The following is a 12,766-nucleotide window of genomic DNA, read 5'->3' on the forward strand; positions in this document are numbered from 1 at the left end:
ACAATCGAAGGGGAGCGCGGTTCTTGTTGCGGAATATCGTCGCCCTGCGCCGCGTGCTCTACGACGCGATCGGTCATTTCAACACCGATGACGGCTGGGCGATGGCCAGCCATCTGGCAATCACCTCGCTGATGGCGCTGTTTCCGTTCCTGATCTTCGCCACCACGCTGGCGAGCTTCCTCGGCGCGCAAGCCTTCGCCGACACGGCCGTGCACCTGGTCTTCGACACCTGGCCGGAACAAATCGCCAAACCGATCGCGCGAGAGGTGCTGAACGTGCTCACCGTGCGACGATCGGATCTGCTCACCTACGGCGTGCTGCTGGCCGCCTATTTCGCCTCGAACGGCATCGAGGCGCTGCGCACCTCGCTCAACCGAGCCTATCGCGTCACCGAGACGCGCGGCATCATCTATCGCCGCGTGCAGAGCATCTTCTTCGTGCTGATCGCCACGGCAGGCTTCCTGGCGATCAGCGTGCTCCTGGTCTTCGCGCCATTGCTGGCGCGGCTGGCCGAGGCGCATTTCGAGTGGATAAAACCCTATACGGGCACCATCACGCTGTGGCGCTACGTCATCGCCTCGACCGTCATCGTCGGCGGTCTGTTTTCAGTGCATTACTGGCTGCCGGCCGGCAAGCGCCGTTTCGTCTCGCTGATCCCCGGCATCGTCTTCACGCTCGCCGCATGGCTGATCGGCTCGACCATTTTCGCCACCTATCTCGACCATTTCTCGTCCTATGTGACGACCTATGCCGGGCTTGCCTCGATCATGATCGCGGTGGTCTTTCTCTACATCGTGTCCGCGATCTTCATTCTCGGCGGCGAACTCAACGCAGCAATCAGCCGCTATCTCGAGGCACGCGCGCGGGTGGGATGACCGGCTGAATTGAAGAACTGGAGAATTGGAGAATTGGAGAATTGAAGAAGAAGCCCCCAGCGCCAGATGGCACCATTTTCCTCAATTCCTCAATTCCTCATTTCTACAATTCTTCCCTTGGTCTGCCGCACCGTTGCCAGACCGACACCGAAGGTCGTGATCGCCATGCCGGCAATCTGAAGCGCGTTGAGCTGCTCGTCGAACAAGGCCCAGGCGATGACGGCCGTCACCGCCGGCACCAGATAGAACAGCGAAGCGACCTTCGACATCTCGCCGTCGCGGATCATCACCATCAGAAGGAAGATGGCGCCGATCGACAGCACCAGCACCAGCCAGGCCATGGCGAAGATCAATTCGCCGTTGATGACGACCGTGTGGGTCTCGAAGGCCAGTGAAGCCACGATCATCACCGAAGCGCCGCCGACATATTGCCACATGGTCGCGGCGACGAGGTCGCCGCCGGAAGCAAAACGCTTCTGCCATATCGTGCCGGCGCTCATGCCGAGCACCGAGACGAGCGAGGCTGTCAACGTGGCTGACGTCACGCCGCCGCCGAGCGCGCCGAGCTTTGGCCAGAGCACGATGACGACGCCGGCCAGGCCGACCGCGAGGCCGGCCCAATGGCGCGGCAGGATCGCCTCGCCGAGAAACTTGCCGGCGAGCACCGCCGTGATCAGCGGCTGCAGGCCGACAATCAGCGCCGACAGCCCGGCGGGCATGCCCCTGTGGATAGCCCAGAAGACCGCGCCGAGATAGACGCCATGCATCAGAATGCCGGCCCCGGTGGCGTGCAATGCCTCTTCGCGGGAGGCTCTCTTGGAGCCAAGCACGACCACCAGGCCGGCGAACAACGCCGCCGCCAGGACGAAGCGCGCAGCCAGGAACGTAAACGGTTCGGCCCACGGCATGGCATAGCGGGCGCCGATGAAGCCGGTCGCCCACAGGACGACGAAAGTGGCGGGGATGAGCCGCTTGACGCTGTGCATTTTCCGGGGACCGCGCTTGATGAGAATTGAGCCGTGGCGAAGCTCTAGTCCGGTTCAAGCCGGCGCGCAAAACGAAACGATTGATCCATGCATCACCGGAATTCAACCGGCCGCCTTTTCTGCAAGCTGTCTCTTCGGCCTTCGCCTGCGTCAGAGACCGACCATCCGCCTGACATCGTGAGCCGACACGCCCGCTTCGCGCAAGACGGCAAGGCCGGTGTCCTTCAGGCTTTTCGACAGCTTGCGCCCGTCGGGTCCCAGGATCAGCCGGTGATGGAAATAGGCTGGCTGCGGCAGGCCAAGCAGTTCCTGAAGCAGCCGCTGTACCCCGGTGACGGAATAAAGATCCTGGCCGCGCACGACATGGCTGACGCCCTGCAGCGCATCGTCGACGACGACGGCGAGATGATAGCTGGTCGGGATTTCGCGGCGCGCCACGATCACGTCGCCCCAATCGCGCGGGCGGGCCTCGACGACGCGCGTCGCGGAAAGCGATTCGTCTGAAAATTCATTCCATGACAAATCCTTGCCGACGCGTGCCATCGCCGCATCGACATCCAGCCGCCAGGCGAAGGGAGCGCCCTCGGCAATGCGGCGCCGGCGTTCCTTCGCCGGCAGAGCCTTGTCGACGGCGGGATAGACCGGCACGCCGTCGGGATCGCGCGGCCAGTCGCGCTTTTCGCTCTCGGTGATGAAAGCCCGGATCTCGCTTCTGCTCATGAAGGCGGGATAGACAAGGTCCTCCCGGATCAGCCGGTCAAGCACCGTCTCATAACAGGCGAAGTGCTCGGATTGCCGTCGTACAGGCTGTTCCCAGGCAAGACCGAGCCATTTCAGATCGGCAAAGATGCCCGCCTCGAATTCCGGCGAGCAGCGCGTGGTGTCGATATCCTCGATGCGCAGCAGCAGGCGGCCGCCGACCGCTCGCGCCAGTTTCTGGTTGAGCAGCGCCGAAAAGGCATGGCCGAGATGCAGTTCGCCATTGGGACTGGGCGCGAAACGGAATGTCAGGAGTGTCATCTCTTGAGCGGCAATCGGGTTGTGCGGCGGTTTTGCCAATTGCTACCGTGCGGCCGGTTCAGGAACAAGAAAGCATGCAACGTATCGCCACATTGGACGACATCGCCCGGGGGCTCGACGCGCTTTGCGCGATCGACCCAAGGCTGGAAAAGATCCGCGGCATGGCGGGCGAGGTGCCGCTACGGCTTTCCCAACCGGGATTCTTGAGCCTTGCCTCGATCATCGTCTCGCAGCAGGTGTCGCGCGCCAGCGCCGATGCGATCTTCGGCCGGCTGACGAAACTGGTCGACCCGCTGACGCCGCTGGCGATCCTTGCCGCCGGCGAGGATATGTTTCGCGAGGCGGGCCTGTCGCGACCCAAGCAACGCGGCCTCCTCGCCGCCGCCCAGGCGGTGGCGGACGGCCTCGATCTTCATCATTTGTGTTCGCTTGACGCCGGCGAGGCAATCACGACCATGACGGCGGTGCCCGGTATCGGTCCGTGGACGGCGCAGGTGTATCTGCTGTTCGCCGCAGGCCATCCCGACATCTTCCCGGCGCGCGATGTCGCGCTCCAGACCGCCGTCGGCCATGCGCTCGGCATCGACCCGCGTCCGCAGGAGAAAACACTGATCCAACTCGCCGAATCATGGAGCCCATGGAGAGGTGTCGCATCGCGGCTTTTCTGGTCCTATTATCGCGAATTGAAGGGCAGGGATGCCGCACCCCCGGCCTGAAAACGCGAAAAAGCATCAAAATCTCGTTTTTTTGTGCCTTCGGACGCGTGACAATCCGCTTCACATCCCTGTCATGTCGGGCTTACAGTATCCGCGCCATTCAGGTTAGAGAACCAAGGAGGCCAACGACGTGACGGTTGCCGTATCTCCGGATGGGCTTCCAGCGCTGGTGCTGAATGCGGATTACCGTCCGCTCAGCTATTACCCCCTGTCGCTCTGGTCGTGGCAGGACGCCATCAAGGCGGTGTTCCTTGAACGGGTGAACATCGTCGCCGAATACGAGCACGCGGTGTCCTCGCCGACCTTCTCGATGAAGCTGCCGAGCGTCGTCAGCCTGAAGGCCTATGTGAAGCCGTCGCGGCATCCAGCCTTCACACGCTTCAACGTCTTCCTGCGCGACCGCTTCCAGTGCCAGTATTGCGGCACGCCCGACGATCTGACCTTCGATCACGTCATCCCCCGCCATCGCGGGGGTGCTACGACGTGGGAGAATGTCGTCGCCGCCTGTTCGCCCTGCAATCTCAGGAAAGGTGGCATGATGCCGGCCCATGCCAAGATGTGGCCGTTGCAGAAGCCCTACCAGCCGACGGTGCACGACCTGCACAATAATGGCCGTCTGTTCCCGCCCAACCATCTGCATGAAAGCTGGATGGATTATCTGTACTGGGATGTCGAACTCGAACCCTGAGATCGTCCGAGAATTCGGGACGCTGGCCGTCTGAAGCGATTGTCTCCATGATAGTCTGACATACCCTGATATCGGACCAGCTCGGCCGCGCTCACTTATCAGCGGCTTCGCGTTTTGAGGACCGGCTTCCTCCACTCCGTCGCTGCTTCGCAGCGCCACCTCTCCCCCCTCCGGAGGGAGAGGAAAGGAGCCTGAGGCAATAGGTTCGCGCCATTCCTCTCCCCCGTCGATCGGGGGAGAGGTGGCTCGGCGGAGCCGAGACGGAGTGGGGGTCGACCTGGCTCGGACGTCGAAAGCCGCGCTATCCGACTCGGCCCGCCGGATTTCTGCTCGAACTCTTGTCGTGCCGTTCGGTTGAACGGACTCAGTCGCGCGAAAGCGCGCTGCGGAAGGCGATGGCCGCGAGGACAAGGCTGGCGATGGCGTTCCAGCCGGCGAGCGACAGGCCGAGAATGCGAAGCGCGGCCTTGTCGCAGGACGGGGGCACGAATTTGTCGAGCGCGTCGAGGACGCCTTTGCCGCCGGTGTCGACCGGGCCTCCGCCCGCGGTGCAATCGGCCGGGCCCTGCCACCAGGCCCACTCCACGCCGGCGTGATAGATGCCGAGATAAAGGCCATAGAGCATCAGCAGGCCGCCGATGGCCAGCAAGCCGCGCACCACCCATGCCGGCGCGTGCAGCGCCGATGCAAGCAGCGCCAGCAGCATCAGCGGCACGCCGATATAGTAGGGCGTGCGCTGTTCCAGGCAGAGATGGCAAGGGATGTAGCCGCCAATGTACTGGAAGGCGAGCGCGGAGCCGACAGTGGCGGCCATGGCTACGGCAAGGAACAGGGCCGTCATGGTCCGCTGGCGTCCGGTGTTGGCAGTCATGGTCGCAGTCATGGGGTCTTTCGTCCGTTATGTTCGCCGCTCGCCCGGTCTTGTGGTCCATGTCGCCACGCCGCCGCGCGGTTTGGGCGACATGAATCAGAAGGCGTATTTGACCAGGATATAGAGCAAAATCAGGGCGGCTGCCGCCGCACCCGCGATCAGGCCGAGGCGCTTTTCGATGAACTCGCGGATCGGCTCGCCATAGCGGCGCAGCAGCCAGGCCAGGAGCAGGAAGCGCCCGCCGCGCGCCACGATTGCCAGCGCGATGAACAGCAAAAGATTGACGCCGATGACCCCCGAAAGGATCGTCACCACCTTGATCGGCGGCAGATGGGCGGCGCCCGAGGTGATCAGCATCAAGATGATGAAGCCAATGCCCGAAGAGACGCGCAGCGCCTCGAACTCGTCATACTTGCCGTAGAATTCGAGGATGGGCCGCGCCAGCGCGTCGTAGGCGTAGTGGCCGATGAACCAGCCGGCGATGCCGCCCAGCACGGAGGCGACGGTGGCGATCAGCGCATAGCGATAGGCGCGATCAGGCCGCGACAGTGCCATCGGCAGATAGAGCACGTCGGCCGGCACCAGGAACACGGAACTCTCGACGAAGGCGATGAAGGCCAGCCACCATTCGGCGGATTTGCGCGCCGCCAGCGACAAGGTCCAGTCGTACAGTCCGCGAAGCATCGGCTCTCCTAATGTCGTAAATGCCTACCGCACGGCGCCCACATGCACGGCGTGGCCGGCATAAGGGCAGGCAGAAAACCAGGGGCATGGATGAAACAGGTGCATGCGTGAAACCAAGACCCGAAGCGCGCCGCGTTCCTTCTTCCGGACGCCAGGCGCTTCGACACGACGCCTGTCTAGAAAGATTTTCCGCGCCGCACAATGGCAGTGCCCGCAGGAAACCGAAAGGGGCGGTTTGGTCGCGGCTCCGCAGGCTATCGGCAACAGGCCAGTTGACGAACAGGCCTCCAACCGTATAGTCCGCGCCATCCAGGCCGCCCGGCCTGAGCCCCTATGGCGGAATTGGTAGACGCGCTCGACTCAAAATCGAGTTCCGCAAGGAGTGCTGGTTCGATCCCGGCTAGGGGCACCATTTCAGTCGCCGCTTCGATGCGTCTGCCGCTAATTTCCCGATCGGCGTTTCGGCACTGCGGATATGGTGCTCGAGTTTGTCGTGCGCCGCTTAAAGCCGATATCGCAAGAGCGACATCCGGGAGCGGCTCGGCAGGGTGCAGGACGGCCTGTCCAATGCGGTAGCCGCTTTCACGCTTCAGGACCTATGTTGGCCGCCTGACCGTTCCTCGGTGTGGATATATCAGGCCTTGAGATTGCCCCTTGCATCAGTTGTTGCTTATTTATCTGAAAGGGAGGAACTCATGCCGATTCGTCAGAAAGCTCAGGAGGCTGGCGTCTTCGATTCCTCCGAAGTGGCCCTGCTTGGCCGCGTGTTCGACAGGCTGAAGCTCGACGCCCGATCGGCCCAGCAACGCGAAGCGATTTCATCCCGCATAATCGCGAATTACATGGCCGGGATCAGGGACGAAGACGAATTGGTTTCGGCATCCAGACAGCCGCTGGGACGCTAGCGCAATTCTGGTGCAAGTCGGGTCAAAACGGTTTCATCGACGAGCTTCGGAATCCACGTGAAAACAAACGGTTAGGGTGAGCCGGCGGTTTCATCAACGCCGAACCGCGCCAATGGGTCGGCGTAGACACCGGCCATAGTCGCAAGAAACGCCACTCGTGCCGTCCCATCCGACGACATCCGGGTTCAACAAGGAAATCCCGCGAAGCTGAATTCGGCGACCGTGCCGTCCTCCGATCTGGTGACCCGAACGAACAGCGCGCCTGGAATGCGGGGTTGCATCGGATGACCGGTTGCCCGTGTGGCAGCCCCTGCGGGACTTGAAGCCGCCACCTCGTGCGTGCCGATAATTCTCTCGCCCAGGATTTCCTCCACCTTGTAGCTGGTCATTTTCCCCGTTGGGCGACGATCTTGACTATCGACAGAAGGAGCCCGGCCTGCTTTTGGCGGTAGGTTCGGCACTTGGCGAGCAGGCCGGGCTGTGCTCCCGGCTGTCAGGTACCTTGGTGGAGGGCTTAGCCGGTGCGAAAGGCAGACTGTCTCCTTCTCCTCGGACCCGCAATTGGGACTGAAGTCCGAAGCATCGACGCATTGGTCCTAAACCCTGAACATAAGCCGCCGTTCCTCATTGGCGTGGAAGCCGTCGAGTAAAGTCCCTTCATCGACGGTCCCTGGACGCCCGCCGTTGCTGCGAGCGGCGGGTGTCCGACTTCGGGGAGAAAGACATGCAGCTTGGCGAGATCATCGCGAACACCTTCGCCGTCCTGCTGCTGATTTGTTTTCTCGCGATCGTGTTCTTCCTGTTTGGAAAGCCGCTGTGGCCGGACCACTATGCTCGCATGTCGATTATTCTCCCGGTCGACGCGATGACCACGGCTTCGGTGAGACGGACCGGCGCGCATCCTCACCTGCCGGACACTTTCGACATGGCGCTCGCTCGCCCAAGACCGTCCCCGTAGGGCTCCGTGGCGGGCTTCTACGCGTCCAGGATTCTGGCGCCGGCAGCTTTCCCATGGGCGGCTCACCCGCTGGTTCCGGCAGGTGGATTTCTCGCGTTCAGCGCCTGTTCCTCGCAATCCGCGCGCCACCGCCGAAAGCGCCGTGGAAGAAAGAGGACGAGTGGCTCAAGTTAGATCTGGTCGGCCGTTTCAAGTTCCTGAAGAGCAATGAAGATTAGCCTCATGCTCGCTGCCGGATTTCGTGAAGGCGGACCAAAGTCCTAGGGTTTGGTCCCAAAGGTCTTATGTTACCACTTAAGTTCCGTGAATGTCCTTTATATGTTCGAATGAATTAGCTAATTCTGATGTCCGCCACGAGGAAAAGCGCTCAAGAAAAACGGATGCGTCGCCGGCAAGCGACATGAATTATACCCAAAATCGTATCACCTTTGTCGCGCTTTGTTGAAAGATTGTGACTGTTGCTCAAGCAGGCGCTGGCGAATAAACGCTATCAATACAGTGACTGTTTATCCCATGAAGCAACCAAATGCTCAGGCTTGAAGCAAGCATCCACGCGCTCCAGAAGATGCGAGCGCGTCTATCGTCTCTTGAGCAGGCTCTTCATCCGGTTGCGCAGCAGGCGGGCCATGTTGCGGGTCTCCCGGTAGAGATGCAGTTGCGAGGCCGCCTGGCGGGCGAGACGGTCGGCGTCCGGCGTCAGGCCGATCACCAGCGTGCCCATCGGCTTGCGCTCGGTCCACAGCCTGCTCATCACCGGATGGTCGGGCACGGCACAGGAATCGGTCATCATGATGTTGGGGTCGTCGAGATGCTGCCTGGTCACCTCGATCATCAGCAGCGTGCCTGGCGAATAGCCGGCCAGAGTTTCGTCGTAGGCCGTCTTCCAGGTGTAGGCAACGCCGGCTTCGACGAAGACGATCAGGCACGCAATGGTGCGGCCGTCGAGCGTCAGCGAATGGATGCGGCACAGGTCCTGCTCGGCCAGCCTGTGCACGGCCTCGCGGGCGAAGGCGGCGCGGTAGCGGTCGATCGCCATGGCCGTGCGCTCGCGGCCCTTCCAGCCGGCCGCCTCCAGCGTCAGGAAGCTCTCGATGGCGTGACGGATCTCGTCGGGGCCGCGCGCCACGACATGTTCAAGCTTGCCGAGGTCGCCCAGCCGCCGCTTGAGGCGGCGGAACTCGCGGTAATGGTGCGCGCGCAGCGAAGCCTTCAGATAGTCCTCGGCGTCGCGTTCGCTCTCGAGCAGCGGACGCTGGGCGTGACCGGTGGTGACCAACATCAGGCCACGCGTTTCGGCCACAGTGGCAACCAGGCTCGCCACCGCGCCGTCGAGCCTGATGTCGGGCAGGACGAACACTTTCGGCAGCTTCAGATGCGGGCGCGACAGCATCGAGAAGAAATCCTCGAGGACACCGACCGGATCGTCGCGGTCGACCAGCGGGGTGCCGAGCGGGCCGAACGGGCTCGACCATGTGCGCATGACCGGAACCCCGAGCGGCACCACCGGCCGCTCCACCGAGAACGGCACCAGAAGGCGTAGCCGGTTGCGGTATTCATCGCCGTCACGGATGACGGCCAGACGCACCTCGCGGTCTTCCAGCCGGGGCATTGCGGGCGCGAGGAAACGCGGGTTGAAGAAGACGTTGGGCTCGATGGTGCGGGCGCACAGATAATCCAGCTCCTCGACGAGGTCGAACCCGGCCGACGCCGTATAGATGGCCAGTTTCCGCTCGGGCCGGTTGTTGGCGAGGATCTCGATATGGGCCGGGTCGGTGTCGCGCCCCAGTCCGGCAAGGCCGGACACCATGGCGCCGGCGGGGCCGCCGCTGGTTTCCTCGAGCAAGGGGATGGCTGCCATCACGCGGCTCCTTTGGCTGGCACGAAGATCGCCATGACGATGCCGAGCTTGCGCCAGACCGTGAAGGACAGCGCGCCGGCCTCGAAGATCATGGCGAAGGCGGTGGCCATTGCGGCGCCCCACAGGCCGAAGAGCGGGATCAGCACCACGTTCAGGCCAATGTTGAAGGCCAGCGTCATGGCATAGACGGCGGCGCAGACATTCTGGTTGCCGCTCATGGTGAGCAGGCTTTCGCACGGGCCCACGGCGGCGCGCGCCACGACGCCGAAGACGAGCAGGAACAGAAGCGGATAACCCGATGTGAATTCGGGACCGAACAGCATCAGCATCGGTTTGCCAAGCGCCAGCACCAGCAGCGCCATGGCGAGCGATGGCCAGAAGGTCCACGACACCGTCTCGCGGGCGAAGGCGGCGAGCTTTTCCGGCTCGCCATGGGTGAACTGGGCATAGCGCTGAGCGACGCCTGCCTTGACGGCGAAGTAGACGAAATGCACCAGCGCCAGTGTCTTGACCGTGGCGAAATAGACGGCGACGTCGTTGGGGTCCATATAGGCGCCGACCATCAGCACGTCGGCATTGGTGAGCAGGAAAAAGAAGCTTTCGACCAAGAAGATCGGCAGCGAGACAATGAACCATTGTGCGAAATGCACCTTCATCGGCCCGGCCGGAATCTGCTTTTCCATGCGCCGGGTGACGCCGATAAGCTGGGCGAGCGTGGTGACGTAAGTGGCGGCGATCGAGGCGAAGATCGCGGTCTTCGCGTCGGGCGCGTAGCCGGCGAAAAGCATCAGCGCCATGAACAGCAGGATCAGCACGGGCCGTATCAGATAAGTCGGCGCCAGGGCGAACAGCGCCCAGCTGTTCGCCCTGGCTTGGCCCTGCAGCAGATCCGACAGCGCTATCATCGGCAGGCAGATGACGCCGAGGATGAACGGCAGGACATAGTAGTTTTCAGTCCATGACGAAGCGAGCCACACGCCGAGTGCGCCGAGCCCGGCGATGACCGTCGAAGCGATCAGGACGAACAGGCGGCTGGCCACGACGATACCGCGCAACTCGTCGATGAGGCCACGCTCGCGGTATTCGGGAATGAAGCGGATAACCGAGGTGTGGAAGCCGAGGCAGGCGAGATTGCCGACGATGACCATGGTCACCCAGACAAGGACGAAGATGCCGTATTCGAACGAGCCCATCCAGCGTGCCATCAACACCTGGCTGACGAAGGCGATGACGGCGCTGACGATGCGGATGGAAAAGGCAATGACCGACATGCGGCCGGCCTCGCCGCGCTCGTCGGCGGTGAACAGCACGGCGTCGACGCGGCCAAGCAACGGCTCCACGCGCAGCGCCAAACGCTGCGGCAAGAACCGCCCGGCTGTCGTGGCCGCGGAAAAGCGCACCCCGATTGTTCTCCGTTTTCCGCTTCTTTCCAGGCTTTGGTGTAGCGGAGACACCTTAAGAAAGGGTGGGTGGAAGAGGCATACACAATGGCAGAGAGGCCAGCGAGGACGACCGGTGTGGGTTCCATGCCGCAAGCAGGAGACAGGCGCTCTGTCGTTCCAACTCCCAGCCAAGCCTAAGAGCGGCGCGCTTCGCCGTGAGTTGCGACATAGTCGATCTCGGAACGGCTGATGCCGATGTCTTTCAGCATGAAATCGGGCATCGCCTCCAGGTGACGCCGCTCATGTCGGAGGCGCTGTCCGCGCGCCAGCCAAGCGAGGATGGCCATCGGCCGCCATGGTGGGGCGCGCAGCCTTGCCAGGAAGATAGCTATCTCGGGCATGGTTTCTCCTCGCGACGCGTAAAAGGCCTGCCGGCACTGTTCCGGCAGGCGGTGCCGTCAGTCGGCCTTTTTCATGGCGTCGCATGAGACATTCGGGTTCATGTCGGCGAAGGCGCCGGTCGGGTTCTGCTTCCAGGCCCAGACATGAAGTTCGTAGAAGGGGCCGAGGCCGTAGCGGTTGGGAGCGCTGTCAAAGTTGAACAGCTGGCCTTCGAGCGACGCGGGACCCTTCGCGGTGATATATTCGACGGCCACCAGCTTCAGCTTGCCATCGGCCATCGGCTCGTACATCACGGCCTCCGGCTTGGCGAGGTCGACGGCATCATCCTTAAGATAGGCGCCGTTGACGTAGTGAATGCCCATCGCGCCGCCGGTGATGCCGCTGGCGCAGGGAATCGGCGCATAGCCCTCGGCGGTGGCCGCCGCGACATTCACGAAGCGGCCGTTGGCCGCCCGCACCTCGGCGGCCAGCCGATTGCCACTCTCCGCAGATGCGGCAGTGGCGGTGATCGCCATGATGGACAGCGCGGCAAGGCGCCAGAAATTGACGTTCATTTTATTCTCCATTGGTTGTTGGTGACGCGCAGGCGGCAGGACCGGCCTGTAAGGCCCTGCTGCCCTGCCTGCGCGTTGGATCGTCAGTTGCGGGACGGGTCCGATCCGTTCCTCTCTAGCCGGGCGGCGGTCTCATTGATGCCACCCCCAGTATTCCCAGTAGTCCCGCCGCATCTCGTGCTCCGGCAGGCCGACGTCCCGCCTTAAATAATCGTCTTGCGGTGGCAGGCGCCTGCGCCGGCTTCGCAATGGCGCGAGCAGCGCGGAGACAATCCGCGATGCGAGACCACGCCGGGAGGGTGCATGGTCGAACGCCACGACGGCGGCTGCCGTTTCGGGAGGAAACAGCACGGAAAGCCGACACCCATCGCTGCCCAGGACGATCTCACGCTCATTGTTCCATCCTTGGTCCATAGGGTCAGCGATAAAAGTAAGGGTCCAGGACCCTCACCTCCGTGATCTTGTCCACCGGTAGCGAATTCTTCTGCGCCGTGCTGCGGATCGCCTCCGGCGAGGGGGCGTCGTAGATGCAGAAACTCTTGTTCCTGTCGGGCGACACGAAGGAGTGCAGCCAGGTGACCCCCTTCTCGGCGTTGCGCATGATGATGCCGCCGAGCGCCGTCGCGCCGACGTCGTTCGTCGGCACGTTGAGCCCGTCGGGGAATGTCCGTTCGATCAGATAGCGAGGCATGGAGTGGCTTCCTTTTGTGACTGATTCACGCTCGAAATGAGCGCGGTTGGAGAAAAATCACGATCGTCGAAAGCGCACATCGGAGCCTTTCCCCATATTGCGCGGGACGATTCCCTATGTTTTCGACGTTTGGTCTGGGAGCCACACTGCGGATACCGAAGCGGGGGTATTTTGGA

15 protein-coding genes and 1 tRNA gene are annotated in these 12,766 nt (G+C 62.7%); 6 read left to right on the forward strand and 10 right to left on the reverse strand.

The genetic code is table 11. The annotated features are described in order from the left end of the window. The first annotated feature begins 23 nt into the window (after positions 1-23). Positions 24-875, forward strand: a complete 852-nt coding sequence (locus tag FJ443_RS16160; RefSeq protein WP_140500876.1) for a YihY/virulence factor BrkB family protein — start codon at positions 24-26, stop codon at positions 873-875. An 89-nt stretch (positions 876-964) separates the two neighbouring features. On the opposite strand, the gene FJ443_RS16165 is transcribed toward FJ443_RS16160, so the two are convergent. Together FJ443_RS16165 and gluQRS are read right to left on the reverse strand one after the other, a co-directional pair. Beyond that, on the reverse strand, positions 965-1,861 hold the full coding sequence (locus FJ443_RS16165) for a DMT family transporter (protein ID WP_140500877.1): 897 nt from the start codon (positions 1,859-1,861) through the stop codon (positions 965-967). A 150-nt stretch (positions 1,862-2,011) separates the two neighbouring features. Continuing rightward, complete coding sequence (gene gluQRS / locus FJ443_RS16170) at positions 2,012-2,881, reverse strand: tRNA glutamyl-Q(34) synthetase GluQRS (protein ID WP_140664852.1); 870 nt, start codon at positions 2,879-2,881, stop codon at positions 2,012-2,014. A 74-nt stretch (positions 2,882-2,955) separates the two neighbouring features. Between gluQRS and FJ443_RS16175 the strand changes: the two genes are divergently transcribed. Together FJ443_RS16175 and FJ443_RS16180 are read left to right on the forward strand one after the other, a co-directional pair. Continuing rightward, a complete protein-coding gene (locus FJ443_RS16175) occupies positions 2,956-3,597 on the forward strand; it encodes a DNA-3-methyladenine glycosylase (protein ID WP_140500879.1) in 642 nt (213 codons plus the stop codon). Between the two features lie 130 nt (positions 3,598-3,727). After that, positions 3,728-4,285, forward strand: coding sequence for an HNH endonuclease (locus tag FJ443_RS16180; protein ID WP_023677956.1), 558 nt, complete (start codon positions 3,728-3,730; stop codon positions 4,283-4,285). Between the two features lie 364 nt (positions 4,286-4,649). Here the strand turns inward: FJ443_RS16180 and FJ443_RS16190 are convergent, their stop codons facing one another. Next, complete coding sequence (locus FJ443_RS16190) at positions 4,650-5,168, reverse strand: disulfide bond formation protein B (RefSeq protein ID WP_140500880.1); 519 nt, start codon at positions 5,166-5,168, stop codon at positions 4,650-4,652. 84 nt (positions 5,169-5,252) lie between these two features. Continuing rightward, positions 5,253-5,840 (reverse strand): YqaA family protein, encoded by a 588-nt coding sequence (locus FJ443_RS16195; protein ID WP_140500881.1) that lies wholly within the window; start codon positions 5,838-5,840, stop codon positions 5,253-5,255. Between the two features lie 327 nt (positions 5,841-6,167). Between FJ443_RS16195 and FJ443_RS16200 the strand changes: the two genes are divergently transcribed. Then, positions 6,168-6,252, forward strand: a tRNA-Leu gene (locus FJ443_RS16200). Positions 6,253-6,535: 283 nt separating this feature from the next. Further along, on the forward strand, positions 6,536-6,745 hold the full coding sequence (locus FJ443_RS16205; RefSeq protein WP_140500898.1) for a hypothetical protein: 210 nt from the start codon (positions 6,536-6,538) through the stop codon (positions 6,743-6,745). Positions 6,746-6,930: 185 nt separating this feature from the next. On the opposite strand, the gene FJ443_RS16210 is transcribed toward FJ443_RS16205, so the two are convergent. After that, positions 6,931-7,134 carry a hypothetical protein gene (locus FJ443_RS16210; protein WP_140664856.1) on the reverse strand — a complete coding sequence of 68 codons (204 nt, stop codon included), beginning with the start codon at positions 7,132-7,134 and terminating at the stop codon, positions 6,931-6,933. Positions 7,135-7,469: 335 nt separating this feature from the next. On the opposite strand from FJ443_RS16210, the gene FJ443_RS16215 reads away from it, so the two are divergent. Continuing rightward, positions 7,470-7,703 carry a polymerase gene (locus FJ443_RS16215; protein WP_140500900.1) on the forward strand — a complete coding sequence of 78 codons (234 nt, stop codon included), beginning with the start codon at positions 7,470-7,472 and terminating at the stop codon, positions 7,701-7,703. Between the two features lie 577 nt (positions 7,704-8,280). Here the strand turns inward: FJ443_RS16215 and FJ443_RS16220 are convergent. The 5 genes from FJ443_RS16220 to FJ443_RS16245 form a co-directional block, all read right to left on the reverse strand. After that, positions 8,281-9,561, reverse strand: coding sequence for a GNAT family N-acetyltransferase (locus tag FJ443_RS16220; RefSeq protein WP_140664859.1), 1,281 nt, complete (start codon positions 9,559-9,561; stop codon positions 8,281-8,283). Continuing rightward, positions 9,561-10,961 carry a lipopolysaccharide biosynthesis protein gene (locus tag FJ443_RS16225; protein ID WP_140513849.1) on the reverse strand — a complete coding sequence of 467 codons (1,401 nt, stop codon included), beginning with the start codon at positions 10,959-10,961 and terminating at the stop codon, positions 9,561-9,563. Before FJ443_RS16225 ends, FJ443_RS16220 begins: the two co-directional genes overlap by 1 nt. A gap of 176 nt (positions 10,962-11,137) precedes the next feature. Further along, positions 11,138-11,344, reverse strand: coding sequence for a DUF1127 domain-containing protein (locus tag FJ443_RS16230; protein ID WP_210239610.1), 207 nt, complete (start codon positions 11,342-11,344; stop codon positions 11,138-11,140). A gap of 57 nt (positions 11,345-11,401) precedes the next feature. After that, a complete protein-coding gene (locus tag FJ443_RS16235) occupies positions 11,402-11,899 on the reverse strand; it encodes a hypothetical protein (protein WP_140500907.1) in 498 nt (165 codons plus the stop codon). A gap of 418 nt (positions 11,900-12,317) precedes the next feature. Continuing rightward, positions 12,318-12,590 (reverse strand): DUF4242 domain-containing protein, encoded by a 273-nt coding sequence (locus FJ443_RS16245; RefSeq protein WP_140500909.1) that lies wholly within the window; start codon positions 12,588-12,590, stop codon positions 12,318-12,320. Positions 12,591-12,766 lie beyond the last annotated feature (176 nt).

This window comes from Mesorhizobium sp. B2-6-1 (assembly GCF_006440475.1).
Taxonomy (GTDB): Bacteria; Pseudomonadota; Alphaproteobacteria; order Rhizobiales; family Rhizobiaceae; genus Mesorhizobium.

Excerpts from the sequence above, each read along its gene's own strand:
- FJ443_RS16165 (WP_140500877.1), bottom strand. The coding sequence starts at position 1,861 with ATGCACAGCGTCAAGCGGCTCATCCCCGCCACTTTCGTCGTCCTGTGG.
- gluQRS (WP_140664852.1), bottom strand. The coding sequence starts at position 2,881 with ATGACACTCCTGACATTCCGTTTCGCGCCCAGTCCCAATGGCGAACTG.
- FJ443_RS16175 (WP_140500879.1), top strand. The coding sequence starts at position 2,956 with ATGCAACGTATCGCCACATTGGACGACATCGCCCGGGGGCTCGACGCG.
- FJ443_RS16190 (WP_140500880.1), bottom strand. The coding sequence starts at position 5,168 with ATGACTGCGACCATGACTGCCAACACCGGACGCCAGCGGACCATGACG.
- FJ443_RS16195 (WP_140500881.1), bottom strand. The coding sequence starts at position 5,840 with ATGCTTCGCGGACTGTACGACTGGACCTTGTCGCTGGCGGCGCGCAAA.
- FJ443_RS16205 (WP_140500898.1), top strand. The coding sequence starts at position 6,536 with ATGCCGATTCGTCAGAAAGCTCAGGAGGCTGGCGTCTTCGATTCCTCC.
- FJ443_RS16210 (WP_140664856.1), bottom strand. The coding sequence starts at position 7,134 with ATGACCAGCTACAAGGTGGAGGAAATCCTGGGCGAGAGAATTATCGGC.
- FJ443_RS16215 (WP_140500900.1), top strand. The coding sequence starts at position 7,470 with ATGCAGCTTGGCGAGATCATCGCGAACACCTTCGCCGTCCTGCTGCTG.
- FJ443_RS16220 (WP_140664859.1), bottom strand. The coding sequence starts at position 9,561 with ATGGCAGCCATCCCCTTGCTCGAGGAAACCAGCGGCGGCCCCGCCGGC.
- FJ443_RS16230 (WP_210239610.1), bottom strand. The coding sequence starts at position 11,344 with ATGCCCGAGATAGCTATCTTCCTGGCAAGGCTGCGCGCCCCACCATGG.
- FJ443_RS16235 (WP_140500907.1), bottom strand. The coding sequence starts at position 11,899 with ATGAACGTCAATTTCTGGCGCCTTGCCGCGCTGTCCATCATGGCGATC.
- FJ443_RS16245 (WP_140500909.1), bottom strand. The coding sequence starts at position 12,590 with ATGCCTCGCTATCTGATCGAACGGACATTCCCCGACGGGCTCAACGTG.